25 protein-coding genes are annotated in these 25089 nt (G+C 60.4%); 15 read left to right on the top strand and 10 right to left on the bottom strand.

Features of this window, described 5'->3' with window-relative positions; genetic code table 11:
- Positions 1–142 precede the first annotated feature (142 nt).
- The 3 genes from VD17_RS27505 to VD17_RS27495 are packed head-to-tail and all read left to right on the top strand — an operon-like array spanning position 143 to position 2766.
- Positions 143–1129 (top strand): ABC transporter substrate-binding protein, encoded by a 987-nt coding sequence (locus tag VD17_RS27505; RefSeq protein WP_046056582.1) that lies wholly within the window; start codon positions 143–145, stop codon positions 1127–1129.
- Positions 1130–1138: 9 nt separating this feature from the next.
- Complete coding sequence (locus VD17_RS27500) at positions 1139–1942, top strand: ABC transporter permease (RefSeq protein WP_046056581.1); 804 nt, start codon at positions 1139–1141, stop codon at positions 1940–1942.
- Positions 1930–2766: an ABC transporter ATP-binding protein gene (locus VD17_RS27495; protein ID WP_046056580.1), complete on the top strand. Its 837-nt coding sequence runs from the start codon at positions 1930–1932 to the stop codon at positions 2764–2766. The genes VD17_RS27500 and VD17_RS27495 overlap by 13 nt, the downstream gene beginning before the upstream one ends.
- 121 nt (positions 2767–2887) lie before the next feature.
- Here VD17_RS27495 and VD17_RS27490 read toward each other — a convergent pair whose 3' ends face one another.
- Both VD17_RS27490 and VD17_RS27485 read right to left on the bottom strand, forming a co-directional pair.
- Positions 2888–3964 (bottom strand): endonuclease/exonuclease/phosphatase family protein, encoded by a 1077-nt coding sequence (locus tag VD17_RS27490; RefSeq protein ID WP_046056579.1) that lies wholly within the window; start codon positions 3962–3964, stop codon positions 2888–2890.
- A 75-nt stretch (positions 3965–4039) separates the two neighbouring features.
- A complete protein-coding gene (locus tag VD17_RS27485; protein ID WP_046056657.1) occupies positions 4040–4714 on the bottom strand; it encodes a YciC family protein in 675 nt (224 codons plus the stop codon).
- A 178-nt stretch (positions 4715–4892) separates the two neighbouring features.
- Between VD17_RS27485 and VD17_RS27480 the strand changes: the two genes are divergently transcribed.
- From VD17_RS27480 to VD17_RS27470, 3 genes are all read left to right on the top strand, one after another.
- A complete protein-coding gene (locus VD17_RS27480) occupies positions 4893–5648 on the top strand; it encodes a DUF2076 domain-containing protein (RefSeq protein ID WP_046056578.1) in 756 nt (251 codons plus the stop codon).
- Positions 5649–5785: 137 nt separating this feature from the next.
- Entirely contained in the window at positions 5786–6265 is a 480-nt protein-coding gene (locus VD17_RS27475) for a LabA-like NYN domain-containing protein (protein WP_046056577.1), read from the top strand.
- A 22-nt stretch (positions 6266–6287) separates the two neighbouring features.
- Positions 6288–6899 (top strand): 3'-5' exonuclease, encoded by a 612-nt coding sequence (locus VD17_RS27470; RefSeq protein ID WP_033054214.1) that lies wholly within the window; start codon positions 6288–6290, stop codon positions 6897–6899.
- Positions 6900–7032: 133 nt separating this feature from the next.
- On the opposite strand, the gene VD17_RS27465 is transcribed toward VD17_RS27470, so the two are convergent.
- Positions 7033–7476, bottom strand: coding sequence for an Lrp/AsnC family transcriptional regulator (locus VD17_RS27465; protein WP_046056576.1), 444 nt, complete (start codon positions 7474–7476; stop codon positions 7033–7035).
- A gap of 163 nt (positions 7477–7639) precedes the next feature.
- Between VD17_RS27465 and yedA the strand changes: the two genes are divergently transcribed.
- Together yedA and VD17_RS27455 are read left to right on the top strand one after the other, a co-directional pair.
- Positions 7640–8566, top strand: a complete 927-nt coding sequence (gene yedA / locus VD17_RS27460) for a drug/metabolite exporter YedA (protein WP_046056575.1) — start codon at positions 7640–7642, stop codon at positions 8564–8566.
- 52 nt (positions 8567–8618) lie between these two features.
- Entirely contained in the window at positions 8619–9953 is a 1335-nt protein-coding gene (locus tag VD17_RS27455; protein ID WP_046056574.1) for a DEAD/DEAH box helicase, read from the top strand.
- A 238-nt stretch (positions 9954–10191) separates the two neighbouring features.
- Here VD17_RS27455 and VD17_RS27450 read toward each other — a convergent pair whose 3' ends face one another.
- Together VD17_RS27450 and VD17_RS27445 are read right to left on the bottom strand one after the other, a co-directional pair.
- Positions 10192–11433: a TIGR03862 family flavoprotein gene (locus VD17_RS27450; RefSeq protein WP_185753234.1), complete on the bottom strand. Its 1242-nt coding sequence runs from the start codon at positions 11431–11433 to the stop codon at positions 10192–10194.
- A gap of 185 nt (positions 11434–11618) precedes the next feature.
- A complete protein-coding gene (locus VD17_RS27445) occupies positions 11619–12539 on the bottom strand; it encodes a histone deacetylase family protein (protein ID WP_046056572.1) in 921 nt (306 codons plus the stop codon).
- 85 nt (positions 12540–12624) lie between these two features.
- Between VD17_RS27445 and VD17_RS27440 the strand changes: the two genes are divergently transcribed.
- The 3 genes from VD17_RS27440 to VD17_RS27430 all read left to right on the top strand — a co-directional run bounded on the left by VD17_RS27440 (position 12625) and on the right by VD17_RS27430 (position 14757).
- Positions 12625–13194 carry a GNAT family N-acetyltransferase gene (locus tag VD17_RS27440; protein ID WP_046056571.1) on the top strand — a complete coding sequence of 190 codons (570 nt, stop codon included), beginning with the start codon at positions 12625–12627 and terminating at the stop codon, positions 13192–13194.
- 103 nt (positions 13195–13297) lie between these two features.
- Positions 13298–14167, top strand: coding sequence for an acyl-CoA thioesterase II (tesB, locus tag VD17_RS27435; protein WP_046056570.1), 870 nt, complete (start codon positions 13298–13300; stop codon positions 14165–14167).
- The gene (locus tag VD17_RS27430; protein ID WP_046056569.1) at positions 14164–14757 is read left to right on the top strand and encodes an HAD family hydrolase; all 594 of its coding nucleotides are present in this window, start codon (positions 14164–14166) and stop codon (positions 14755–14757) included. The genes tesB and VD17_RS27430 overlap by 4 nt, the downstream gene beginning before the upstream one ends.
- 93 nt (positions 14758–14850) lie before the next feature.
- Here the strand turns inward: VD17_RS27430 and VD17_RS27425 are convergent, their stop codons facing one another.
- The 4 genes from VD17_RS27425 to VD17_RS27410 all read right to left on the bottom strand — a co-directional run bounded on the left by VD17_RS27425 (position 14851) and on the right by VD17_RS27410 (position 19483).
- On the bottom strand, positions 14851–15807 hold the full coding sequence (locus VD17_RS27425; protein WP_046056568.1) for an alpha/beta fold hydrolase: 957 nt from the start codon (positions 15805–15807) through the stop codon (positions 14851–14853).
- Positions 15808–16701 (bottom strand): KPN_02809 family neutral zinc metallopeptidase, encoded by an 894-nt coding sequence (gene ypfJ, locus VD17_RS27420; RefSeq protein ID WP_046056567.1) that lies wholly within the window; start codon positions 16699–16701, stop codon positions 15808–15810.
- Between the two features lie 216 nt (positions 16702–16917).
- Positions 16918–17751, bottom strand: a complete 834-nt coding sequence (locus VD17_RS27415) for an aldo/keto reductase (RefSeq protein WP_046056566.1) — start codon at positions 17749–17751, stop codon at positions 16918–16920.
- Positions 17735–19483 carry an FAD-dependent oxidoreductase gene (locus VD17_RS27410; RefSeq protein ID WP_046056565.1) on the bottom strand — a complete coding sequence of 583 codons (1749 nt, stop codon included), beginning with the start codon at positions 19481–19483 and terminating at the stop codon, positions 17735–17737. The genes VD17_RS27415 and VD17_RS27410 overlap by 17 nt, the downstream gene beginning before the upstream one ends.
- Positions 19484–19660: 177 nt before the next feature.
- Here VD17_RS27410 and VD17_RS27405 point away from each other — a divergent pair, with 177 nt between their 5' ends.
- The 4 genes from VD17_RS27405 to VD17_RS27390 all read left to right on the top strand — a co-directional run bounded on the left by VD17_RS27405 (position 19661) and on the right by VD17_RS27390 (position 23418).
- A complete protein-coding gene (locus VD17_RS27405; RefSeq protein WP_046056564.1) occupies positions 19661–20437 on the top strand; it encodes an IclR family transcriptional regulator in 777 nt (258 codons plus the stop codon).
- A gap of 185 nt (positions 20438–20622) precedes the next feature.
- Positions 20623–21678 (top strand): Gfo/Idh/MocA family protein, encoded by a 1056-nt coding sequence (locus VD17_RS27400; RefSeq protein ID WP_046056563.1) that lies wholly within the window; start codon positions 20623–20625, stop codon positions 21676–21678.
- 2 nt (positions 21679–21680) lie between these two features.
- On the top strand, positions 21681–22496 hold the full coding sequence (locus tag VD17_RS27395; RefSeq protein ID WP_046056562.1) for a sugar phosphate isomerase/epimerase family protein: 816 nt from the start codon (positions 21681–21683) through the stop codon (positions 22494–22496).
- Between the two features lie 43 nt (positions 22497–22539).
- Positions 22540–23418 (top strand): DMT family transporter, encoded by an 879-nt coding sequence (locus VD17_RS27390; protein WP_033054230.1) that lies wholly within the window; start codon positions 22540–22542, stop codon positions 23416–23418.
- 62 nt (positions 23419–23480) lie between these two features.
- On the opposite strand, the gene VD17_RS27385 is transcribed toward VD17_RS27390, so the two are convergent.
- Positions 23481–24782, bottom strand: a complete 1302-nt coding sequence (locus tag VD17_RS27385; RefSeq protein WP_259674599.1) for an MFS transporter — start codon at positions 24780–24782, stop codon at positions 23481–23483.
- Positions 24783–25089 lie beyond the last annotated feature (307 nt).

Raw genomic sequence — 25089 nt, 5'->3', positions numbered from 1 at the left:
GCCTTGGGCCAACATCGACTTCGCCAGTCAGCCGAACGCTGCCCACCAAAAAGTCCACCAGAGACCGCAGGTGACAGCTAACCCAAGGCCGCTGGCCGTACTGCCCATGACAAAACTAAATCAACAGCTTTGGGAGTGCTTCATGATCAAGTCCTTGCTGAACTGCATCGCTCATCCACTGGCGGTCACCGCCATCGCCGCGACGGTCGCCACCAGCGCCCAGGCCGGCACCCTCTCTATCGGCCACACCACGTGGGTCGGTTACGGCACGCTCTACCTGGCTCAGGACCTGGGCTACTTCAAGGAAAACGGTTTGACCGTCGAATTGCCTGTCGTCGAAGAGGCTTCGATGTACATGGCCGCGCAAGCCTCGGGCGAGTTGTCGGGCTCGGCGTCGACCATCGACGAAGTGCTCAAGTACCGCCCGCAATTCTGCTTCAAAGCCGTCGCAGCACTGGATGACAGCCATGGTGGCGACGGTGTTTTGGTCGGCAAGGACGTCAAGAGTCTGCAGGAGCTGAAAGGCAAAGCCGTGGCGGTGAACGAAGGTTCGACTTCGCAGTTCTGGCTGTCGTACTTGCTGAAAAAGCACGGCATGAAAATGAGTGACATCACCGTGCAGAACATGACGGCCGACGACGCCGCCACCGCGTTCATCGCCGGTCGCGTGCCAGCCGCCGTGACGTGGGAACCGCACCTGTCGATGGTTCGCAGCAAGCAACAAGGCAAGGTGCTGATCGACAGCAGCAGCACGCCGGGAGTGATTGTCGATGTGGTCGCGCTCAACTGCACGGTCATCGAGAAGCAGCCGGAAGACGTCAAGGCGTTGGTGGCCGGTTTGTACAAAGCGGTCCAGTACACCAAGGATCATCCGCAAGAAGCTTACAAAATCATGGCCAAAGGCGTTGGCGGTTACCTCGCCGACCCGAAGGAACTGGCCGCCGCTGCGCAAGGCGTGCGCTTCTACGATCAGGCCATGAGCGAAAAACTCCTCGGCTCGCCGGGCAACCCGGGCGACAGCGAACCGCTGATCAAACTGGCCAACGAGACCGCCAGCGAATTGCAGGGCAAACCCTACAACGTCAGCAATGACGACCTGATCGACAACCGCTTCGTCAGCCCGCTCTAGGAGGTTTGCATGTTCAAGCGCAATTCATGGCTGAGCCGCTGCATCACGCCCAAGACCGGTTTGCCGGTTTCGGTGATCTGGAGCGCGAGCGGTCTGGCCTGGGTGTTGTTGGTCGGCCTGTGGGCCGGGTTGTCTTACGGCGGCGTGGTGCCGGGCATGTTCCTGCCGACACCGGGCGCGGTGGTCGAGGCCGCCGTGCGCCTGGGCCGCGATGGCACACTCGGCCAGCATGTGTGGGCCAGCGTCGAAGTGGTGATGGTCGGTTTCATCGTGTCGTCGCTGGTGGCGGTGCCGCTGGGGTTGCTGATGGGCAGCTTTCGCATCGTTCAGGCGTTCCTTGAACCGATGGTGAACTTCATCCGTTACCTGCCGGTAACTTCGTTTGTGCCGCTGTTCATTCTGTGGATCGGCATCGGTCTGGAGCAGCGGGTGTCGGTGATCATCTTCGGCGTGTTTTTCCAGCAACTGGTGATGATCGCGGACGTGTCCAAAGGCATCTCCAAGGATCTGATCAACGCGTCTTACACCTTGGGCTCTAACCGTCGCGATGCGGTGCTGCATGTGATCGCCCCGGCGTCGTTGCCGGGTGTGCTCGACACCTTGCGCGTGACCATGGGCTGGGCCTGGACTTACCTGGTGGTCGCCGAGCTGGTCGCGGCCTCCAGCGGTCTGGGTTACTTGAGCCTTAAAGCCATGCGCGGCTTTCAGGTGGATGTGATTTTCCTGGCAATCGCGATCATCGGCCTGCTGGGCCTGGTCACCGATCAACTGTTCCGTTTCCTACGTCTGAGGATCGCCGCATGGGCTCAGTAAGCGCCGTCAACCCTCGTTTCATCACGCCACAGGCTGCGCCGGTACACGCCGCGCCACGGCTGCAAGTGGACAAGGTCAGCCTTCGCTATCAAAAGCCCGATGGTGGAGTGTTCACCGCGCTGGATCAGGTGTCGTTCGAAGTGCCGGATCAGCAATTCGCTGTACTGGTCGGGCCTTCGGGCTGCGGCAAGTCGAGTCTGCTGTACCTCACCGCCGGATTGAATGAGCCCACGGAAGGCGAAATCTACGTCGGGGGCCAGCAAGTTCAAGGGCCGGGTGCGGATCGCGGCATGGTGTTCCAGAGCTACACGCTGTTCCCCTGGCTGACGGTGCGGCAGAACGTCGAGTTCGGCCTCAAGCGTCGCGGTATGGCCGCCGCTCAGCGCAAGGAAATCGTCGACTACTACGTCAACGAAGTGGGCCTGACCGGGTTCGCCGACAACTACGCCAAGCAGCTGTCCGGCGGCATGATGCAGCGCGTCGCCATTGCTCGGGCGCTGGCCAACGATCCGCAAATCCTGCTGATGGACGAGCCCTTCGGTGCACTCGACAGCCAGACGCGCCTGCAAATGCAGCAGCTGTTGTTGCGGGTCTGGGGCAACAGCAAGAAGACCGTGTTGTTCGTGACCCACGATATCGACGAGGCGATTCTGCTGGGTGACCGGGTCTACGTGATGGGCGCACGGCCGGGGCGGATCAAGCAGATTCTGGACGTGCCGATCGAACGCCCACGGACCCTGGATATGGTCATGGAGCGCTCGTTTATCGACATGAAACGCAAGATCTTCGGGCTGCTGCATGACGGATTGGAGGAGGTGCATTGATGCCAGCCTTGCACCAATCCCTGTAGGAGTGAGCCTGCTCGCGATTGCGGTGTTCCAGCTACATTGATGTCGACTGACACGACGCCATCGCGAGCAGGCTCACTCCTACAGTTGCTCGTTGTCAGTTGGCCGGCAGCAGGAAGCGGGCGATCACCGGCAAGTGATCGGAGATCCGCAAGGTGTCGTCCTGTCTCACCGTCGCCTCGACCCGTTTGATCCGCGGACTGTAGAACAGGTAGTCGACAGTCCGGTCCGGGCCGTTCAAGCCCGGATCATTCGGGTAATGGGTCAACCACCGCGCCCGGTCGATGCCGCTGGCTTCGTTGTTGGTCGGGATCATCGGGTATTTGTCCCACAGCACATGCAGCGCGCTGTCGGCGGAGTAGGGCGTGCGTTGCTCGTCGGGCAGGCGTCGATATTGCCCCAGCGGCAACAGGCTGAAGTCCCCACCGATCAACCACGGCGTGCCGCGGCTTTCGAGCTTGTCGAGGACTTTGACCGTGGCCGTCACCTGGGATTGCAGTGTTTCGCCGGGCGGGATAACGCGGTCCAGATGGGTGTTGAGCACCGCTATCTGACTGTTGTCGCTCAACGGCAGATACGTGACCAACAAGGCATTTTTCGGTTTGAATTGGCGGGTGATGAAGTTCGCTGGTTCGACCGGTAACTGCAGGCGTTCGGCATGTTCGATCTGGTAGCGGCTGAGGGTGGCCAGTTGCCGGCCGACGCTGCCAAAGATGTGTGGCTCAGGCACGAAGTCGGCTTTCCAGTCGAAGGCGTGAGCGCTGCACGGATACAAGTCTGCGACCCGCTCCTGAAGCAGCTTGAGCTGGTTTTGGTAATCGCTGGCCTTGGCGCCGTCATCGAGCTCTTGCACCAGCACGACGTCCGGTTGCTCGTCGCGGATTACCCGCGCCACTTCATCGAGGCTGAAGGCCATGTCTTCGGGCGTGGGTTTTTCGTCATTGCCGGCCGCCAGGTCATTCCAGAACACGTAGCGTTTTCCCGCCAGGTACTGGACGTTCCAGGTCATCACCTTCAGCGCCTGACCGGGCACCAGCGTCGGTGCCTGGGCGTTGCAACTGACCGGTAGGGTTTCCTTGGCTTCGGGGCGCCAGGTCAGGTTATAGATCAGCAAGGCAATCAGGCCGGTCACGATCAACAGGCCCAGCAGGGTGTAGCGCAGTAGACGGGTCATGGCTCGGCTTATAGCGTTACAAAAGTTGAGCCTGAGCATAACCGACAGACGGCCTTAAGCCCACGGGTAGAGCGGTCAGAGCGGCCCGTCAATTTTCTCGGGCACCTCGTCGATCAGCATGAACAAGCGGAACAGCACCACGCTGACGAACAGTTGCAGGAAGCTGTGGGCACTGTCGATCAGCACGGAAATCACCGGGTTCTGCGGTTCGGGATAGACCGCAAGGGTCGCGCCCTTGAGCACCCACAACGGGCCCATTACACAGAGAATGCACACCAGAATGCGCAGGAAATGGCCGCGGGTCAGGCGCAGGCTTTCCTTCATCGCCGCCAGCGGTGCGAAGCCGCGCAGCACCAGCAGGTACTCGCCAAACGCCAGCGTCACCATCAGCCAGATGCCCGGCAGGAAATACAGCGACAGGCCGATCAGGATCAGCAGGGTGTTGAGCGCGGTGAGCAGGGCGAAGCGTGGCCACAGGGTCGCGGACATCGCCAGCAGGTCGCGATTGCGCGGTGATTCGCCACGACTGCGGGCATCGAGAAACAGGATCAGCGCGGCGGTGTACAGCGGATAAACCAGCAAGCCAACCATCACGCTGATTCCGGGAAAGCTGTCCGGCTCGGTGGAGTGGTCGACCACTTGTTGCAGGAGCGACTCGAAGATCACCAGCGGCAGGCACAGCCGCACGATCTGGCCCAGATTGCGCTTGAAGAAATACAGAGAGTCACGCAGCACATCGAACGAATTCATCAGTCGGTATCGCAGGTTGGAAGCAGTGGCCCACTTTAACCGATGATGCGCTTTGGGGCGCAAACGTAAACGTTCGGTAAAGACCATTGAAACATCCTGTATCAGCCTCCATTACGGATGAGCACCTTATCCACAGTGGATAAGGGTGACGATATTCCCGGCAATCTACGAGGTCGCCATGAACAGCGAAGAACAAACCCTGATCGATGGACTGTTTTCCCGGCTGCAACAGGCCGAAACGGACTCAGCCCCGCGCGACGCCCAGGCCGAGGCGCGGATCAAGGAACACCTGACTCGCCAGCCCACGGCGGGCTATTTCATGACCCAGGCGATTCTGGTGCAAGAGGCCGCCATCAAAAGCCTCGACGAACAGAACAAACAACTCGCTCGGCAAGTCCAGCAATTGCAGGCCGAACTGCAATCGGCCAAGGCTCAGCCGGCTGCTGCGGCACCGGGCAGCGGTGGCTTCCTGTCGAGCATCTTCGGTGGCGGTTCCCGTGATCCGCAGCCAGCGCCGACCCAAAGCCCACCCGCATCGAGCGGTGGCGGCTGGCGTGAACCGGCGCGGCCGTCGTTCAACTCGCAACCGCCACAACAGAACTTCGGTGCAGCGCCGCCTCAGCAGAATTACGCGCCGCAACAGCCTGCCGGCAGCAGTTTCCTCGGGGGCGCGCTGAAAACCGCCGCCGGTGTGGCCGGTGGCGTGATGCTGGCGCAAGGTATCAGCAGCCTGTTCCATCACAATCAGCAGCCGGAAGTGGTTGAAGTGATCAAGGAAGAACCGGCTCAGGTCAACGATCAGAGCGGTGGCAACGGCTGGGGCGATGATCAGCGCGTGGCTGACAACGCCAATGATCAGGGCGGTTTTACCGACGCCGACTACAGCGATGACAGCTCATCGTTCTTCGGCGGCGACGACGATTCCTTCGTCTGATACGCCATTCGTCCGGAGCGCTACGGCGCTTCGGGCCGATTATTCGCGGAACAATCCTTCAGACTGGCATACTGGGCAACTTTTCGGGCCTGGTGCCTGATCCTGCCCGCGCTCCGGCGCGCCAACGAGGATGACCGGTGAAAAAAATCGCAGTGTTCGCCGATGTCCAGAACCTCTATTACACCGTGCGTCAGGCCTATGGTTGCCATTTCAACTATGCCGCGCTGTGGGCTGATATCAGCAAACAGGGCGATATCGTCGAGGCCTATGCCTACGCCATCGATCGTGGCGACAGCAAACAACAGCAATTCCAGCAGATCCTGCGCAACCTCGGTTTCACTGTGAAGCTCAAGCCCTACATCCAGCGCAGCGATGGCTCGGCCAAGGGCGACTGGGACGTGGGCATCACCCTCGACATCATGGACGCCGCCGATCATGTCGACGAAGTGGTGCTGGCCTCCGGTGACGGTGATTTCGACATGTTGCTGGAGCGCATCATCACCAAGCACGGGGTGCAAGCCGTGGCCTACGGCGTGCCGGGCCTGACGGCCAATTCGCTGATCCGCGCCGCCAGCCGCTATGTGCCGATCGAAGGCGCCTTGCTGCTCAAGAATTGATTTTTACGGAGTTGAAACAGGTTTGGAACGCATAGCAGTCATCGACTTTGAAACCACCGGGATCTCCCCGAGCAGCAGCTGCCGGGCCACGGAAATTGCCGTGGTGATCCTTGAACAGGGGCGCATCGTCGAGCGTTACCAGAGCCTGATGAATGCCGGCGTGCGCGTCCCGGCCTTCATTGAACAACTCACCGGCATCAGCAACGCCATGCTGCGCACCGCACCGTCGGCCGAGCAGGTGATGAACGAGGTCAACGAATTCGTCGGCATCACACCGCTGCTGGCCCACAACGCCGCGTTCGACCAGAAGTTCTGGGACTTTGAGCTGGGGCGGATCAAACGCACACGCTTGCAGAACTTCGCCTGCTCGCTGCTCCTGGCCCGCCGTTTGATGCCCGCCGCGCCGAACCACAAACTCGGCACCCTCACCACGTTCGCCAACCTGCCTCACACCGGTAAAGCTCACCGGGCCATGGCCGATGCCGAGATGGCGGCCAACCTGACGGCGCATCTGGCGCAGGAGTTGCGGCACAAGCATGGGTTGCGCGAGTTGTCGCATGATCTGCTGGTGAGCTTGCAGAAAGTGCCGGCGGCGAAGATCAATGAGCACCTGAAGCGTCATCGCGGGTTCTGATAACGATGCAAATCCCCTGTGGGAGCGAGCTTGCTCGCGATTGCGGGCTGTCAGTCGACATCAATGTTGACTGATCAGTCGCCATCGCGAGCAAGCTCGCTCCCACGGGGATTGTCGTTCGACATCAGATTGGTCATCCTTCCAACTGCCCCAACGGCACGCGCTTCTCTATCGCGCTCGACAACACAATCGACGTCTTGCTGAACCCGAACTTGGCGATCCGGTTGATCAACTCTTCCAGCTCAGGCATCGAACCCACGGCCGCTTGCATGATCACACACGGATCACCCGTCACCCGATGGCATTCGGTCAGTTGCGGGATTTTGATCAAATCGTCGTAGGCCTTCTGATTACCGTGCTGGTTCAAACGCAGTTCGATCACGCACTGGATCGGCAAGCCAAGCTTGGCCATGTCGACTTTCGCCTGGTAACCGGTGATCACCCCGCAGGCTTCGAGTTTGGCCACGCGCTCGGCTACGGCCGGAGCGGACAGGTTGACCTTGCGCGCCAGGTCGGCGTAGGACGCACGACCGTTTTCCAACAGGGCGCTGAGGAGCATGCGGTCGTATTTGTCCATCGTCGGACTCCTGAAAAATGACTGACTTTCGAAAACACGGTTTATAGCGATGATCTCCGTGTTTTGAAAAGTGTACCGGCCCTATAAACAGGTTTTGTAACTTATTTTACGCCGCTGGCCTTTCTAGAATAGCTGTTCACTTGTCTTGCCTACGAGCTGCCCCATGCCTGGCTTACGTCGTTTTCCCATACCGTTGATCGCTGCCTTCTTCGCGTTGTACGTGATTTGGGGCTCGACTTACCTGGTGATTCGCATCGGCGTGGAGTACTGGCCGCCGTTGCTGCTCGCCGGTATCCGCTTCGTAATCGCCGGGACGTTGATGTATGCGTTCCTGCGTTGGCGCGGGGCGCCGGCACCGACCTGGGCGCAGTGGAAAGCCGCCGGGATCATCGGGATTTTGCTGCTGGCGTGCGGTAACGGCGGGGTGAGCGTGGCTGAACACATGGGTGTCGCCTCGGGTGTGGCTGCGTTGGCGGTGGCAACGGTGCCGCTGTTTACCTTGCTCTGCGGATATTTCTGGGGCGCGCGTAATACCCGTCTCGAATGGGCCGGGATTGTGCTCGGGCTGATCGGCATTGCCATGCTCAACCTCGGTTCCAACCTGCAATCGAGCCCGCTGGGTGCCATGTTGCTGATATTCGCGGCTGCGTCCTGGGCCTTCGGTTCGGTGTGGAGCAAACACTTGCCGTTGCCCCAGGGCGCGATGGCCAGTGCCGTGGAAATGTTGGTGGGCGGTGTCGCGCTGCTGATCGGCAGTGCACTGAGTGGTGAGCATCTGGAGGCCATGCCGCCGATCGAAGGCTGGGCGGCCCTGGCCTACTTGACCTTCTTCGGCTCGATCATCGCTTTCAACGCTTATATGTATCTGTTGAAAAACGTGCGGCCGGCGGCGGCCACCAGTTATGCCTACGTCAACCCGGCCGTGGCGGTGTTGCTGGGGATCGTGTTTGTCGGCGAGACCATCGGGATCGAAGAAGCGCTGGCCATGTTGGTGATCATCAGCGCCGTGGTGCTGATCGGATTGCCGCAGTGGCGCCGTGCGCCTGAACGGCCCGCCGTTGTTGTGCCGACAGAATCCCGTGTGAATTAGGGTAAACTGCGCGCCATTGCACACCCGCGCTGATTTTTCCTACGGTAATCCCATGACTTTCGCCACCCTTGGCCTGATCGAACCCTTGCTGCGCTCTCTCGAGACGCTCGGCTACCAGACCCCGACGCCGGTTCAGGCGCAAGCCATTCCGGCGGTGCTGGCCGGTCGCGACCTGATGGCCGCCGCCCAGACCGGGACTGGCAAGACCGCCGGCTTCGCGCTGCCGCTCCTGCAATTGCTGGCCATGGAAGGGCCGAAAGTGGCGTCTAACTCGGTGCGCGCACTGATCCTGGTGCCGACCCGCGAATTGGCCGAACAGGTTCACGAAGCCGTGCGTCAGTACGCCGAGAACCTGCCGTTGAGCACTTACGCGGTGTACGGCGGCGTCAGCATCAACCCGCAAATGATGAAGCTGCGCAAGGGTGTTGACGTGCTGGTGGCGACGCCGGGTCGTTTGCTCGACCTGTATCGCCAGAAGGCCCTCAAGTTCAATCAGCTGCAAACCCTGATTCTGGACGAAGCCGATCGCATGCTTGATCTGGGTTTCTCCGAGGAACTGGGGAACATCTACCGCGTGCTGCCCAAGCAACGTCAGACGCTGTTGTTCTCCGCGACGTTCTCCGACGCGATCCGCTTGCTGGCCGGACAAATGCTCAACGATCCACTGAGCATCGAAGTCAGCCCACGCAACGTGGCTGCCAACACCGTCAAGCAATGGGTGGTGACGGTCGACAAGAAGCGCAAGTCGGAACTGTTCGTTCACTTGATGCGCAAGGGCAAGTGGAAGCAGGTGCTGGTGTTTGCCAAGACCCGCAACGGCGTAGACGCGCTGGTGGAAAAACTCCAGGGCCTGGGCATCAACGCCGACGGCATCCACGGCGACAAACCGCAGGCAACCCGTCAGCGCGCACTGGACCGTTTCAAGGCCAGTGAAGTGCAGATTCTTGTGGCCACTGACGTTGCAGCCCGTGGTCTGGATATCGAAGATTTGCCATTGGTGGTCAACTTCGACCTGCCGATCGTGGCAGAGGACTACATCCACCGGATCGGCCGTACCGGTCGCGCGGGTGCAACCGGGCAGGCTATTTCGCTGGTCTGCGCCGATGAAGTGAATCTGCTGTCGGCCATCGAGACGTTGACCCGTCAGACATTGCCTCGCCAGATGGAGCATGACTTCGAGCCTGAGCACCGGGTGCCGGATACCGATGCCAGCGGTCAGGTGGTCAAGAAGCCGAAAAAACCGAAGAAGCCAAAGACCTCCGGTGGCGGTAAACGCAACCTGGGCAAGTGGGTTGAGAGCGGTGATGCGTCGGCGCCGGAGCCTTCGATCAAACCTGTGCGCAAGGTGCCGGTGTTTAATACCGGGCCGCGTAAGAAGAAGCCTTGATGGTGTGATCGGTTCTAGAACCACCCCTCACCCCAGCCCTCCCGAAACGTCGGACCGCCCCAAGGGGGAGAGGGGGAAAGGGAGCCGATCTTCATAGCTTTCAAACGTGAGTTCGACTCGAACTTTCAGGTCGATGTAGCTTGAAAGTACATCTCGGTCAGTCCCCTCGCCCCTTTGGGGAGAGGGTTAGGGTGAGGGGTGGATCTTGAAGGCTGTAGAAGTACGTGTGGCCAACACATCACGCCCCTCGCTTCAACCACTCCACCATCCCCAATCCCGCCGCTCGCCCACTGGCGAAACACGCGGTCAGCAGATAGCCGCCCGTCGGCGCTTCCCAATCCAGCATTTCCCCCGCGCAGAACACGCCGGGCTGTTGCTTGAGCATCAAACGCTCATCCATCGACTCGAACATCACGCCACCGGCGCTGCTGATGGCCTCGTCCAGTGGGCGGGTTTTCACTAACGTCAGTGGCAACGCCTTGATCGCTTTGGCCAGCAGCGCCGGGTCAGCGAAGCTTTCGGCTGGCGTGAGTTCGCGCAGCAACGCCGCTTTCACACCATCGATCCCGAGCTGGCTGTGCAGATGTTTCGACATGGAGCGTGAACCGCGTGGTTTGCTCAGCGCAGCCTGCACTTTATCCACAGGCCTGCCCGGCAACAGGTCCAGGTGAATGGTTGCCGAGGCGTGCTGATTGATGGCTTCGCGGATCGGCGCCGACAGGGCGTAGATCAAACTGCCTTCAATCCCGGTTGCCGTGATTACACATTCACCGAGCCGCGGCACGTCGTCATTGAGGCCGATGGCGATGTTTTTCAGTGGGGCGCCGGCGAATTTGCTGACCATCAACTCGCTCCAGGCCTGCACCTCGAAGCCGCAATTACTAGGCTGCAGCGGCGCGAGTCTTACGCCGCGTTGTTCCAGTGGCAGCATCCAGGCGCCGTCCGAGCCGAGCCGCGACCAGCTGCCACCGCCGAGGGCCAGCAAGGTTGCGTCAGGCTTGACGGTTTTCTCGCCTTCGGGGCTGTCGATGCGCAAACCACCGCTGTCATCCCAACCAAGCCAGCGGTGACGGGTGTGGATAACGACGCCGCTGTCTCGCAGACGTTTGAGCCAGGCGCGCAACAGGGGGGCGGCTTTCATGTCGGTAGGAAATACTCGGCCGGAACTGCCGACAAAGGTTTCGATGCCCAGGTCATGAATCCATTGGCACAGCGCATCAGCGCCAAATAACCGCAACAGCGGCGCAATCTGCGGCGCGCGCTCGGCGTAGCGTGAGAGAAATGCCGGGTAGGCTTCGGAATGGGTGATGTTCATGCCACCCACGCCGGCCAGCAGGAATTTTCGCCCCACTGAAGGCATGCCGTCGTACAGGTCGACCTTGATCCCGGCTTGGCTCAGCACTTCGGCCGCCATCAAACCGGCAGGGCCGCCACCGATGATGGCAACGTGGGGGGTGAGGGCGGTCGAAGGCTGAGTCATGGAGTGCGCTGCGGTTTGGCGGGATAAGCGGCGCATTCTACCAGCACAGGTGTTCTATGTTGTTTTGACTGGCTGGTTAAAAAATAACCACCCCTTTGCAGGCTATATGCAGCATGGCCTGTAGGCGCTTTCACTCAGGTTATCCACAGGCAGTTCCACAGGCATTGTGGGTAAAGACCCACACCTCAATGACAACCTGATGACTGCCAGACCCGTTGCGCACTGTGATGCAGGATTCCATGACGGCGCGCCAACGCCTTGCGGTCCTTGCTGTAGCCGCCGCCGATCACGCCAACCACTGGAATATCCCGGCCCAGGCAATGACGCATCACACTTTCATCCCTGGCGGCGACGCCTTCGTCTGTCAGCTTCAGGTAGCCGAGCGCGTCATCTTTATGCACATCGACACCGGCGTCGTACAACACCAGGTCAGGTTGGTAGAGCGGAAGCAAATAGTTGAGCGCGTCGTCCACCACCTTCAGGTAGTCAGCATCGCCCATACCCTTGGGCAGTGGAATGTCCCAGTCACTATCGGCTTTGCGTGCAGGAAAGTTCTTCTCGCAGTGGAGGGAAACGGTCACCGCTTCCGGGGTGTTGTGCAGAATCCGCGCGGTCCCGTCGCCCTGATGCACATCACAGTCGAAGATCAGCACCCGATTTACACGGCCGCTTTCCAGCAGGAAATGGCTGATCACCGCCAGGTCATTGAAGATGCAGAACCCGGCAGGATGGTCGTAATGCGCGTGATGGGTGCCGCCGGCCAAGTGACAGGCCAAACCATGTTCCAGCGCTTGCTCGGCCGCCAGCAGCGAGCCGCCGACCGCACGCACCGTGCGCCGGGCCAGGGCTTCGCTCCATGGCAGGCCGAGGCGCCGCTGGTCTTCGCGGGACAACTCGCCGCCCATGTAGCGTTCGATATACGCAGGGTCATGTGCGAGCGCGAGAATCTCTGGCGGGCAGAGGTCGGGGCGCAGCAGGTCAGCGTCCCGGGTCAGTCCGCTGTCCACCAGGTGATCGCGCAGCAGGCGAAACTTGTCCATGGGGAAACGGTGATCCGCCGGGAACTCGGGACTGTAGTCTTCGTGGTAGATCAGGGGCAGGGGCATGGCTGATTTATACAGGACGGTCGGTAGGAATGAGTGAAGGATCCTACCAGCGATGTAGACTTGTGGCATGGGAACGGGGGGCACGATGGAACCGATACTGGAACTCGAGAGCGCGCGATTGCTGTTGCGGCAGTGGCGCGATGAGGATTTGCCGGAGTTTGCGGCGATGTGCGCCGATCCACAGGTGATGCGATATTTTCCGGCGCCCTTGAGTCGTCTGGAAAGTGCCTCGCTGATCGGGCGGATTCGTGGCCATTTTGCCGAACATGGCTTCGGTCTCTGGGCGTTGGAACGCAAGGACACCGGGGCATTTATCGGTTTTACCGGGCTCGCCGTGGTCGGTTTCGACGCGCGTTTTACTCCCGCCACCGAAATCGGCTGGCGCCTGGCCCGCGAGCACTGGGGCCTTGGCTACGCCAGTGAAGCGGCGTGGACCGCTCTGCGCTGCGGGTTTGACCGGTTGGCGCTGAAAGAAGTCGTGTCCTTCACCACCGCAACCAACACGCCGTCGCAGAAAGTCATGCAGGCCATCGGCATGCACCATGATTCAGCCGATGATTTCAACCACCCGATGCTCGCGGCCGATCATCCCCTGCGTCACCATGCGCTGTACCGCATCACCCGTGAACAATGGCTGCAAACCTTGCATGGATAAGCCGGCACGGACGTTTACAATGGCTCCCATGGGCCCTGGCCAGAAATTGAATCGACCGTCGCAGCCAAGACTGCGCGGCATGCGTTGTGTGAGGAGAGTCTGAATGAGCCAAGTGTTGGATGATCTGGTTGACCTGCTGACCCTGGAACCAATTGAAGAAAACCTGTTCCGTGGCCGCAGCCAGGACCTGGGTTTTCGTCAGCTGTTCGGTGGTCAGGTAATCGGTCAGTCCCTGTCGGCGGCCAGTCAGACGGTCGAAGAAGCGCGCCATGTGCATTCGATGCACGGCTATTTCCTGCGTCCGGGCGATTCCGCGTTGCCTGTGGTTTATCAGGTTGATCGGGTACGCGACGGTGGCAGTTTCAGCACGCGCCGGGTGACGGCGATCCAGAAGGGCAACCCGATTTTCACTTGCAGTGCGTCGTTCCAGTACGATGAAGAAGGCTTCCAGCACCAGGCCGAGATGCCGATTGTGGTCGGCCCGGAAAACCTGCCGTCAGAGCTGGAACTGACTCAGCAGCGTGCGCACCTGATTCCCGAGCACATGCGCGAAAAATTTCTGTGCCCCAAACCGATCGAGTTCCGACCGATCACCGAGAAAGATCCCTACAACCCGCAACCGTCCGATCCGATCAAGTACGTATGGTTTCGCGCTGACGGTGCCTTGGCCGATTCGCCGGCGCTGCATAAATACCTGCTGGCCTACGCCTCGGATTTCGGTCTGTTGACCACCTCGATGCAGCCCCATGGCAAATCGGTCTGGCAGAAAGACATGCAGGTCGCCAGCCTCGATCACGCACTGTGGTTCCATCAGGATCTACGTGCCGATGATTGGTTGCTGTATGCGATGGACAGTCCTTGGGCGGGCAACTCGCGCGGTTTCTGCCGTGGCAGCGTGTTCAATCGTGCCGGGCAACTGGTGGCGTCGGTCACGCAGGAAGGCCTGATTCGCCACCGCAAGGATTGGGCATGAGCCTGGCCGAGGTGCGGCACTGGGTGTTCGACATGGACGGCACCCTGACGGTGGCCGTGCATGACTTCGCGGCGATCCGCGTTGCGTTGGCGATTCCTGCCGAAGACGACATCCTGACCCACCTCGCCGCGCTGCCGGCCGATGAAGCCGCAGCCAAACATGCGTGGCTGCTGGAACACGAACGGGACCTGGCGCTTGGTTCGAAAGCGGCACCGGGTGCGGTAGAGCTGGTGCGTGAGCTGGCCGGGCGCGGTTATCGCCTGGGCATTCTCACGCGCAATGCGCGCGAACTGGCGCATGTCACGCTGGAGGCGATCGGCCTGGCTGACTGCTTCGCGGTGGAGGATGTGCTGGGCCGTGATGAAGCACCGCCAAAACCGCATCCCGGTGGTTTGCTGAAGTTGGCCCAGGCCTGGAATGTACCGGCCAGTGAGATGGTGATGGTTGGTGACTACCGCTTTGATCTGGATTGCGGTCGGGCGGCAGGAGCGCGGACGGTGTTGGTGAACCTGCCGGATAATCCGTGGCCGGAATTGACGGATTGGCATGCCGCCGATTGCGTGGCGTTGCGGGAAATGTTGTCGGCTTGAGATTCAAAATCAAAAGATCGCAGCCTTCGGCAACTCCTACAGTGGAATCGTGTACATCTGTAGGAGCTGCCGAAGGCTGCGATCTTTTTGTTTTTATTGAAACAACGCCTTCTGCCCCTGCGGCGAATTGAACATCCCATCCCCGTCATGCCCGACCCCGGGCACTTCAATCAGTTGCTGACTCAATCCTTGAGGATGCAGCCGCTTCAGATAAGCAAAATAATTGCGCCCGCGAGCCAATCGATTGGCTCCTTGAGCTTGGGCCTCACAGCTTTTATCCAGCGCCGGCTGCTTCGGGTCGCTGTCCTGCTGCCCGAGTAGGTAAACGATATCGCGTTGGACGTAGTTTTCCTCCAGCTGCTTGGCGTTTTGCCCTTTGGCATAGGCGGGTAAATCCGTCAGTCCGTACTTCCAGCGATTGAAATTCGGGCAACCGGCGTGGCTGAACGCTACTGGCCGTCGTTCATCGAAGTACGCATAAGACGACGGGTTGGCAATGACGTAACGCACCTGTATGTCGGCCGCCTTGAGCGCTGGCTGATCGTGGCCCAGCAACGCGTATCGCTGCACCACCTGAGCGCCGCCGGAGTGACCGGCAATGACAATCTGCTTCACGTCCGGAAACTGCTTCCGGTCGCCGATTCGGGCGATGATTTCGTCTAGCGCCGCGTAGGAGCTCATGGAAAGTGGAGCGGTGGATAAACCGCCCGCCATCCAGTCATTGCCCTGCCAGCGCAATACGCTGTCAGCCACGGTATGGGCCGTGACGTCGGTTTCATTGAGAAATTGCGGTGCGATCACCAAGGTACTCGCGCTTTGCCCGGCCTGTTCGGCTGCGCGCACGGCGCTCTGGCGATAGGTGTCGGCATTGCGCAATCGACCATGGATGATGATCAGCACGCGTTCGATTTTCTTCGGCGCCGGGCCGATGCCCACCGCGATTTCACCTGAAGTCAGCAACAGGCGTCCGGGGCTGACGTCCTTGACCGCATGCTCGGCAGCCTGGGCGCTTGCGCAGGTGATCAGTAGAGCTAACAGCCACTTATTCATTTATAGGTTTTTCGCTGCAAAGGTATCGCACTGGCCGACCTGGCCTTGCGCGAATCCGGTTTTGAACCAGCGCACCCTTTGCGCCGACGTACCATGAGTAAACGAGTCCGGCACCACACGACCCTGACCTTGCTGTTGCAAGCGGTCATCGCCGATGGCGTTGGCGGCGTTCAAGGCTTCTTCGATGTCACCGGGTTCCAGCCAGTTCAGCCGTTTCTGCGCATTGTTGGCCCAGACGCCGGCCAGGCAATCGGCTTGTAGTTCCTGGCGTACCAGCAAACCGCCGTCGCCTTCCATCTGCCGGCCCTGTTGGCGGGCGGTCTGAATTTTCGCGGAAACACCGAGCAAGGTCTGCACATGGTGTCCGATTTCGTGAGCGATCACGTAGGCCTGAGCGAAGTCGCCAGCGGCAGCAAAACGTTGGGACATTTCCTGGAAGAAACTCATGTCCAGGTAGACCTTCTGGTCCGCCGGGCAATAGAACGGGCCGGTCGCGGATGTCGCCAGGCCACAGGCCGAGTTGACGCGGTTGCTGAACAGCACCAGGGTCGGGTTTTTATATTGACGACCGGCCTGCTGGAAAATCTGGCCCCAGGTGTCTTCGGTATCGCCGAGGATCGAACGCACGAACTCGGCGCCTTCATCATTGGCCGGCGGCGCCTTGCGGGTTTGAGTCGGGGCCGGTGCCGATTGCTCGCTCATCTGCCCGGTCAGTTGCCCGAGGATTTGCATCGGGTCCTGGCCGGTGATCCAGCCAATCCCGACGATCAAGATAATCGCCGTCAGGCTCAGCCCCTTGCCGCCACCGAAGCGCATCCCGCCACCGCCACCGCCGACATCATCACCACGTGCATCGACCACGTTGTCGCTGCGTCGGCCTTTTTTCCATAGCATGTGGGAATCCTCTGATTGTCCGTGGGGATGAGTGTTGCTGCTGAGTGGGAGCGGCGCCAGTCCGGTCGTCCATCTTTTGTTGCGCACAGCAGCCTTCCCGGCAACCTGTGGTGGGTGGCCGGGAGTCTTCCAGACTCGTATTGAACACGGACAACCCATCTAATTCCTTCAGGCGACGGGTTTTTATCGAGCAGGCGACCGCCTGCGTCGGCGAGATTAACGGTCGAACGCATCCCACACTGGCGCAAAGTCTGGATTGACCTGGCGTTCGCGTTTGGACAAACCGGCGATCAACGTTCGGTCTTCGTCATCCAGATTTACCTCGAGCGCTGCCAGGTTGGCCAGTTGATTGGCCTGGCTGCTGGCTTTTGGAATGGCGGCCACGTTCGGTTGATCAAGCAGCCACTTGAGTGCCACTTGCGTTGGCAGGACTCCGTGTTTGGTAGCGATTTGCTGGATTTGCGGGATGTCCGAGACCTTGTTGCGGGCCAGTGGCGTGTAGGCCGTCAGCGCCAGATCATGTTGACGGGCGTAGTCCAGCAGAGCGTTTTGTCCGAGCAGTACGTGGTATTCGACCTGGATGGCTGACAGCGGCGCCCCCAGTTCCTCGACGACTTTGCGCAACAACGGCAGTGGAAAATTCGCCACACCAATGTTGCGCGCCAGTCCTTGTTCCTTGAACGACACCAGGGTCTCGATCGTGCGCGACAGGTCCCAGTCGATGGTCGGCCAGTGGATCATAAGCAGGTCAACGTAATCGCTGCGCAAGGCCTTGAGGCTGCGGTCCAGGGAATGGCGCATGGCATCGGGTTGAAGCTGATCCCACCAGACTTTGGTGGTGACGTGGATGTGATCGCGAGGGGTAGGACTGTTCACCAGCGCCTGGCCGACGGCGTCTTCATTGTTGTAAGCCGCAGCGGTGTCGATGTGCCGATAACCCAATGCCAAGGCCTGTTCCACGGCGCGAGTGCATTCCTCGCCGAGCATCGGCCAGGTGCCGAGGCCGAGTTTGGGCATGTTCAAACCCTGTGCGTTAACGATGCGCTGCATAGTCGATCTCCTGTTCGTAAACGGTAATACCTGCGATATGTCGCGCGGCGATGTAGCCGAAGGTCAGCGCCGGCCCCAGATTGATGCCGCCGGCGGGGTAGTGCCCGCCCATGATGCTGGCCATGTCACCACCCGCTGCGTACAGCCCGGCGATGGCCTTGCCCGATTCGCCGAGCACCTGGGCGTGTTCATTGACCTTGAGGCCGGCGAAGGTGCCGAAGCAGCCGGGCTGGACCTTCACGGCATAGAACGGGCCTTGTTCGATCGGTGCGACGCAAGGGTTGGGTTGCTGCAACGCATCACCTTGTTTGCGGTTGTAAGGCGTCGAACCGCGCCCGAACAGCGGGTCTTCACCATTGCGCGCGTGCCGGTTGTATTCGGACACAGTGCTGCGCAAACCATTCGGGTCGATGCCGCAGGCGTGGGCCAATTCCTCAAGGGTGTTGCCGGTTTTCAGATAGCCGCTGCGGATAAAGGATGACAGCGGCAGCGGAAAGGGCCGAGAGATACCCAAGCCATAGCGCCGCTGAAAGCCATGCGTGCAGACCAGCCAGGAGACGACTGCTTCGCCCTTCGGAGCGGCGGCGACCATGGCCGTCACATAGTCGTAGTAGCCGTTGGCTTCGTTGACGAAACGCTGGCCGTTGCTCAACACGCCAATCACCCCCGGTTTGCCGCGCTCAATGATGTGCGGGAAGTGGCCGGTGCTGCCGTCCTCGTGTGGCACTTGCGAAACCGGTGCCCAGGCCACGGGGGAGGCCATGTCGGTGATGACTCGGGCGCCAGCGCTTTCACCCAGTCGCAAGCCATCGCCGCAGACGCCGAGGGGTGGCAGTGCCAGGTGTTCGTGCCCGGTTGGCGTACGGGGAAACAATGCCTTGCGCCGCTCGATGTCATTGGCGAAACCGCCGGCCGCGAGCACGACAGCCTTGCGAGCATGGATGCGGATTTTGCCTTTGGCAGTGCTGACTACGGCGCCTCGAACCTGATCGCCATCGCGCAGCAACTCGGTAACGGGTGCCGACTCCCAGAGCAATACGCCGAGGTCTTCGGCGGATTTTGCCAACCGAGCCACCAGCGCGACACCGTTGACCAGTTGCATCGCCCGACCATGAACCGCGAGATCGAGCAGGTGCCGCGAAAAGCGCCGGGTCACGTGCCAGGCCGCCGACAGCGAGCGCGTCAGATTGAGAAATGCCGAGAGGTCCGCGCCTGCCATGATTGGCATGCCCATGAACGAAGTTTCCCGCATAGTCTTGCGAAGACGCTTAAGCAGCTTGCCGACTTTTCGCCCATCGTAAGGTGCCGCGATGACCGAGCGTCCTCCCGTGCCGGCGCCCGGTGTATCGCCATGAATATCGGCAATGGCGTTGCCGTCGGCAAACTGCAGCGAGGTGTGCTGCTCAAAGAACGCCACCATCCGCGGACCGGCTTCGAGGAAAGCATCGATCATGGCCGGCTCGTAATGCTCGCCCAATTCGTGTTCCAGGTAAGTGCGCGGTTGCTCGACGTCTTCGACGATCCCGGCGCGTCGAGCCAGAGGATTGCAAGGAACCCACGCCCAACCACCGGACCACGCCGTGGCGCCGCCGAACACCGGATCTTTTTCGACCACGATGACTTTTAGGCCGTGCCACGCCGCGGTCACTGCAGTCGATAGTCCGGCCGCACCGGAGCCGACGATGAGCACGTCGCAATCGATATCCGGGAGATTTTTTGAATCGGCAGGCATCGTCTGAAGCTCCAGCGGTTTGTATTTTTTAGAATTTGATTCCAGAAAATATAGGAGCGCAATCGAGCTCGGCAACCTTTCGCCAGGTAAAGCGGGCGGTTATCGGACAGTGGGTTCCAGATTTCGCATTCGGTCGGTTGTCTTCTAGAATCGGACAAATTTTGTGTGGAACCTCCCATGGCCGGCAGTCAGATCGAACGTGTTTTCAGCGTGCTTGAAAGCCTCACCAGTGACCCTCGGGGCCTGCCGATGCAGACGCTGGCGGAGCAACTGGATATTCCCAAAAGCGCGACCCACCGGTTGCTCGCCGAGCTGATTCGGCTTGGTTACGTGCTACAGAATCCAGAGAGCCTGCGGTATCACCTGTCGACCAAACTGGTGGCCATGGGTTTCCGTTACCTGTCGGGCAGCGGCGCCGATATTGTGCAGCCGGTGCTTGACCGCCTCGCCCAGGAAACTGGCGAGCTGGTGCGGCTTGGGGTGATTGAAGGTGAGCGGCAGATCTGGATCGCCAAATCCCAGGGCGCCCGTTCCGGCCTGCGCTACGACCCGGACATGGGCCGCGATGCGCCTTTGTTTTATACGGCGTCGGGGCATGCATGGCTGGCGTGTATGAGCGATGCCGAGGCGCTGTCCCTGGTCGAACGGCAGGGTGGCGAGCGGCCAAAGGACCTTGGGCCGAATGCACCACGTTCCAACATCGAACTGCTGGAGCGCCTGCGTATGGCGCGGGAGCAGGGGTATGCCTGGGTCGAGGAGAGTTCGGCGGTGGGCACCTCGGCGATTGCTGCGGTGGTGCGACATCCGAGTGATGGTCGAGTCATCGGTGTGCTGAGCATCGCCGGGCCCAGCGCGCGGATGCCGGGGGCGCGATTGCATGAATTGGCGCCGTTGTTGTTGAAGTTTACCGAGGAGCTGTCGGCGGCGAGCCTGGCTTCTGAGTTGTTCACATGACGGTCTAAAAGATCGCAGCCTTCGGCAGCTCCTACACCGTTTGCGTCGGAGCTGCCGAAGGCTGCGATCTTTTGATCTTGTGCGTTGATCGCACACTTTTTCGGTTTGCTTGTGTAAGAATCTGGAACCAGGTTCTAAATTATTGGAGTTCGCCCTTCCAACAATGATTACAAGAGGACCGCACGATGACTTCACCCCTGCGTATTGCCCTGATCGGGGCTGGCAATATGGGCCAACAGCATTACCGGCATCTGCAATCCCTGACGGAAGCGGCCTTGTGCGCAGTGGCCGATCCGGGTCCGCAAGCAGCGGGCCTGGCGGCCGAGTGGGGTGTGGCGTATTTCGCTGATCACCATCAGATGTTGGAGCAGGTCAAGCCAGACGCGGTGATCGTCGCCAACCCGAATACGCTGCACGTCAGCACCGCACTCGATTGCCTCGCTGTCGGCGTGCCGGTCCTGCTGGAAAAACCGGTGGGCGTGCACCTGGATGAAGTCCGCGAGCTGGTCGCCGCTTCGAAAGCCACCGGCGTTCCTGTGCTGGTCGGTCATCATCGCCGGCACAATCCGTTGATCGTCCGCGCCCATGAACTGGTGCAAAGCGGCGCACTGGGCCGGCTGACGACAGTGACGGCGCTCTGGCAACTGCGCAAACCCGACAGCTATTTCGAGACGTCCTGGCGCCGCGAATCCGGCGCGGGAATGTTGCTGACCAACCTGATTCACGACCTCGATCTGCTCCGGCACTTGTGCGGAGAAGTGCGGCAGGTTCAGGCGATCACCAGCAATGCGGTGCGCGGGTTTGCCAACGAAGATTGCGCGGCGGTGTTGCTGCAATTCGACAGCGGCGCGCTGGGTAGCCTGACCGGTTCCGATGCGGTCGCGGCGCCCTGGAGCTGGGAGCTGGATTCCGGCGAGAACCCGGTGTACCCACGTCAGGCCGATCAGCCGTGCTATCTGCTGGCCGGGACCGGCGGTGCGTTGAGCATTCCGCAACTCAAGCGTTGGCACTACGCCGACACCGATGGGGGATGGCATCAACCGTTGCTGGCGGTGCAGGAAAGCTTCAGCGCCGATGAAGCGCTGCGTTTGCAGTTGCAGCATTTCGTGCGCGTGGCGCGTCGCGAAGTCGAGCCGTTGGTGAGCGTCGCCGACGCCGCCCGCACGTTGGCGCTGATCGAAGCGATACGCGAGGCCGCCGAAACCGGCCGTGCCTGCGCACCGACCTTGATCGAGGAATGACCATGAACGATCGGATCTTTTCCCTGGCCAGCCTGACGGTGCTGGAATTGTCACCACCGGAGATGGTCGAAGTGGCAGCACAGGCTGGTTACAGTCATGTCGGATTACGGTTGGAGCCTGCGACGCCTGAAGAACACCACTTTGCGCTGGTCGCCGATGTCGGGTTACGGCGCAGGACGTTGGCGCGACTGCGCGAGACCGGCATTCGTGTGTTGGATGTCGAGATCCTGCGTCTTAAACCAGAAACCGTCGTCGCCGATTTCGAGAAGATGCTGGCTGTCGGTGCCGAATTTGGTGCCAGTGAATTGCTGGTGGCCGGTAACGATTCTGACGAACAGCGGCTCACCGACAACTTCGCTCGGCTGTGTGATCTGGCGGCACCTTACGGGCTTCATCCGCATTTGGAATTCATGCCGTGGACCGATGCGCGCAATCTCGAACAGGCGGTGCGCATCGTCGAAAACGCGGGGCGTGAAAACGGCGCGGTGTTGGTGGACGCGTTTCACTTCGACCGTTCGGCTTCACGGCTGGAAGCTCTGGCCAGAGTTGCCCCGTCACGGTTACGGTATGCCCAGCTGTGCGACGTTGCCGGGCCACGGCCGACGGACATGGCGGAAACTCTGCGCCAGGCCCGTAACGAGCGGCGTTTTCCGGGCGATGGCGATTGTGATCTGGCGGGGTTGTTGCAGCATTTACCGGCCGATATTCCGTTGAGCCTGGAGATCCCCACCGTGCAGTTGCTTGAGCAGGGCGTGAGCGGGTTGCAGCGGGCGCGGATGGCGTTGAGTAAAACCCATGAGTTGTTAGCGCGGCTGTAAGGGATGCTTTTAACTAGTTGATGCAAAACAAAAGGGATACCGAATGACTGTCAGCACTCCGCTCTCCGGTGTAAACCAACCCTTCAAAGGGATTCTGCTGATCGTCGTTGCGACCTTCCTGTTTTCCAGTCACGACGCCTTGTCGAAATACCTCTCGGGCTTCTACCCGATCGTCATGGTGGTGTGGGCTCGTTATGTGGTTCACACCTTACTCATGGCCGGGATTTTTCTACCGCAATCCGGGCTTGGTGTCCTACGAACCAAACGGCCGTTACTTCAGCTGTTGCGGGCGTTGTGCCTGTTGGGCACCAGTCTGTTTTTCACCACCGGCTTGCAGTACATCCCCTTGGCGGAAGCCACGGCGGTCAACTTTCTTGCGCCGGTTCTGGTGACTGCGCTGTCGGTGCCACTGCTGCGCGAGCACGTCACGCGTGGCCAGTGGATTGCGGTGATTTGCGGGTTCATCGGCGTGCTGATCATCGTCCATCCCGGCGGAGAACTCTTTACCCCGGCGGTGTTGCTACCGCTCTGCTCGGCGCTGTTTTTCTGCTTCTATCAGTTGCTCACCCGCAAGCTCAGCAACATCGATAGCCCAACCACCAGCAACTTCTTCGCCGGGCTGTGCAACACCCTGGTGATGAGCGCGCTGGTGCCATTCTTCTGGCAAGTCCCCAGCCTGGGCCATGGATTGATGATGGTGGCGCTGGGCGCCTGCGGGATGACGGCTCACCTGTTTCTGACACAAGCCTTCCGCCACGCCGCCCCGGCGTTGTTGGCGCCGTTCGGCTATTGCCAGATTGTCTTTGCTGGTTTGCTGGGTTGGTTGCTGTTTTCTCACACGCCGACCCTGACCACGGTGGTCGGGATCGCGGTGATTTGCTGCAGCGGGTTGGCGGCAGCCTGGCAGCAGAGTCGTCGATAAAAACGGTGAACGAACTGTGGGAGCGAGCCGGCTCGCTCCCACAGGGGTATTGCGTCAGACAGTTACTCTGTGACGGTAGGAATTTTGCGCGGCGCCATGAAGTACATCCAGATCAGCGCGATGAAGTACATCGCCGGAATCATGGTGAACAGCACGGTGTAGTTGTTGTTGGTGATCGTCAGAATGTGGCCGACCAACTGGGTCATGAACATCCCGCCGATGGCCGCGCACATGCCACCGAAGCCGAACACCGTACTCATCATGTGTTTAGGCGTGTAGTCCATCACCAGGCTCCAGATGTTCGCGGTCCAGGCCTGGTGCGCACCGATGGCCAGGGAGATGGCGAACACCGCGACCCACAGACTGCTCGAACCCGCCGCCATGATCACGCCGACGATGCAGCAGGCGAACAGGAACATGGACATTAGCCGCGCCTTGATCGGGTTGACGCCGCGGCCGATCAGGAACGAGGACAGGATCCCGCCGCCGACGCTGCCGAAATCGGCAGTGAGGTAAATGATGATCAGCGGGATACCCATCTGGGTCACGTTGATCCCCAGGTTGTATTGCTGATTGAGGAACGGCGGCAGCCAGTAGAGGTAGAACCAGAACACCGGCGCGGTGATCGCGTAAGCCAGGGCGAAGGCCCAGGTGCCACGCATGCGCAGGATTTTCGAGAACGGTACGCGGGATTGTTCCGGCTCTACTTCCTTCTGGATGTAGTCCAGTTCCGATTGTTTAACGCTCGGGTGATCTTCCGGGTTGAAGTACTTCAAACCCCAGAACAGCAACCAGATCCCGCCCAGTGACGACATGCACAGAAACGCGGCTTGCCAGCCCCAGACGTGCAGGATCAGCGGCAACAACATAGGCGTGAACATCGCCCCGACGTTGGTGCCAGCGTTGAAGATGCCGGTGGCCACGGCGCGTTCGCCGGCCGGGAACCACAACCGGGTGGTCTTCACGCACGCCGGGTAGTTGGCGGCTTCCGTCAGACCCAGAATGAATCGGCAGACCATGAAACCGACGGCCGAAGTGGCCAGGCCATGGGCACCGGTCGCCAGGCTCCAGAGCAGCACGGCGAAGAAGAACACGCGCTTGACGCCGACCCGATCGATCAACCGGCCTTGCAGCACGAAACCGATGGCGTAGCCGACCTGGAACCAGAAGTTGATGTTGGCGTAGTCCATCGCCGTCCAGCTCATTTCCTTGGCAAGAATGGGCTGCATCACGCCCAGTGCGGCGCGGTCAATGTAGTTCAGGGTGGTGGCGAAGAACACCAGCGCCAGCATGCCCCAACGGGTTTTGCCAACCGCCATCGCGCCGCGGATCTTGTCGCCGATGCCACCAGTGGCAGGAGTCATGGAGGAACGCTCCACGGGAGAGCTTTGAGAAGGAGTCATGTAGGCCACCGATTGTTTTTATGTGGTGTTCTGGGTCTTTGGTCACCGAGACCGAGGTGTGTGACCGGGCTCAATGTGGAGTCGATGTTGCGCAGTGGACGAAAAATCGTCAATTCGCCAAGGGCCATTGTGTTCGATAATCGCACGCAAAACTAACTGGGTAGTACACTTTGAATTGCTGTGCAGATTCCCCCGGCCAATAATTCGCTCACAGATAAACGCGATCCCTGATCCCCGTAGGAGCTGTCGAGTGAAACGAGGCTGCGAT

Source organism: Pseudomonas fluorescens (assembly GCF_000968015.1).
In the GTDB taxonomy this organism is placed as follows: Bacteria; Pseudomonadota; Gammaproteobacteria; order Pseudomonadales; family Pseudomonadaceae; genus Aquipseudomonas; species Aquipseudomonas fluorescens_W.
The sequence above is the reverse complement of the archived record's forward strand: the minus strand, read 5'-3'. Positions and strand labels throughout refer to the sequence as shown.

Coding starts and splice junctions, on each gene's coding strand:
- VD17_RS27485 (WP_046056657.1), bottom strand. CDS start 4,714: ATGAATTCGTTCGATGTGCTGCGTGACTCTCTGTATTTCTTCAAGCGC.
- VD17_RS27425 (WP_046056568.1), bottom strand. CDS start 15,807: ATGAATAAGTGGCTGTTAGCTCTACTGATCACCTGCGCAAGCGCCCAG.
- VD17_RS27395 (WP_046056562.1), top strand. CDS start 21,681: ATGAACGATCGGATCTTTTCCCTGGCCAGCCTGACGGTGCTGGAATTG.
- VD17_RS27495 (WP_046056580.1), top strand. CDS start 1,930: ATGGGCTCAGTAAGCGCCGTCAACCCTCGTTTCATCACGCCACAGGCT.
- VD17_RS27465 (WP_046056576.1), bottom strand. CDS start 7,476: ATGGACAAATACGACCGCATGCTCCTCAGCGCCCTGTTGGAAAACGGT.
- VD17_RS27390 (WP_033054230.1), top strand. CDS start 22,540: ATGACTGTCAGCACTCCGCTCTCCGGTGTAAACCAACCCTTCAAAGGG.
- VD17_RS27385 (WP_259674599.1), bottom strand. CDS start 24,782: ATGACTCCTGCCACTGGTGGCATCGGCGACAAGATCCGCGGCGCGATG.
- VD17_RS27440 (WP_046056571.1), top strand. CDS start 12,625: ATGGAACCGATACTGGAACTCGAGAGCGCGCGATTGCTGTTGCGGCAG.
- VD17_RS27480 (WP_046056578.1), top strand. CDS start 4,893: ATGAACAGCGAAGAACAAACCCTGATCGATGGACTGTTTTCCCGGCTG.
- VD17_RS27500 (WP_046056581.1), top strand. CDS start 1,139: ATGTTCAAGCGCAATTCATGGCTGAGCCGCTGCATCACGCCCAAGACC.
- VD17_RS27430 (WP_046056569.1), top strand. CDS start 14,164: ATGAGCCTGGCCGAGGTGCGGCACTGGGTGTTCGACATGGACGGCACC.
- VD17_RS27450 (WP_185753234.1), bottom strand. CDS start 11,433: ATGACTCAGCCTTCGACCGCCCTCACCCCCCACGTTGCCATCATCGGT.
- VD17_RS27455 (WP_046056574.1), top strand. CDS start 8,619: ATGACTTTCGCCACCCTTGGCCTGATCGAACCCTTGCTGCGCTCTCTC.
- VD17_RS27415 (WP_046056566.1), bottom strand. CDS start 17,751: ATGCAGCGCATCGTTAACGCACAGGGTTTGAACATGCCCAAACTCGGC.
- VD17_RS27505 (WP_046056582.1), top strand. CDS start 143: ATGATCAAGTCCTTGCTGAACTGCATCGCTCATCCACTGGCGGTCACC.
- VD17_RS27410 (WP_046056565.1), bottom strand. CDS start 19,483: ATGCCTGCCGATTCAAAAAATCTCCCGGATATCGATTGCGACGTGCTC.
- ypfJ (WP_046056567.1), bottom strand. CDS start 16,701: ATGCTATGGAAAAAAGGCCGACGCAGCGACAACGTGGTCGATGCACGT.
- VD17_RS27400 (WP_046056563.1), top strand. CDS start 20,623: ATGACTTCACCCCTGCGTATTGCCCTGATCGGGGCTGGCAATATGGGC.
- VD17_RS27490 (WP_046056579.1), bottom strand. CDS start 3,964: ATGACCCGTCTACTGCGCTACACCCTGCTGGGCCTGTTGATCGTGACC.
- tesB (WP_046056570.1), top strand. CDS start 13,298: ATGAGCCAAGTGTTGGATGATCTGGTTGACCTGCTGACCCTGGAACCA.
- VD17_RS27405 (WP_046056564.1), top strand. CDS start 19,661: ATGGCCGGCAGTCAGATCGAACGTGTTTTCAGCGTGCTTGAAAGCCTC.
- VD17_RS27445 (WP_046056572.1), bottom strand. CDS start 12,539: ATGCCCCTGCCCCTGATCTACCACGAAGACTACAGTCCCGAGTTCCCG.
- yedA (WP_046056575.1), top strand. CDS start 7,640: ATGCCTGGCTTACGTCGTTTTCCCATACCGTTGATCGCTGCCTTCTTC.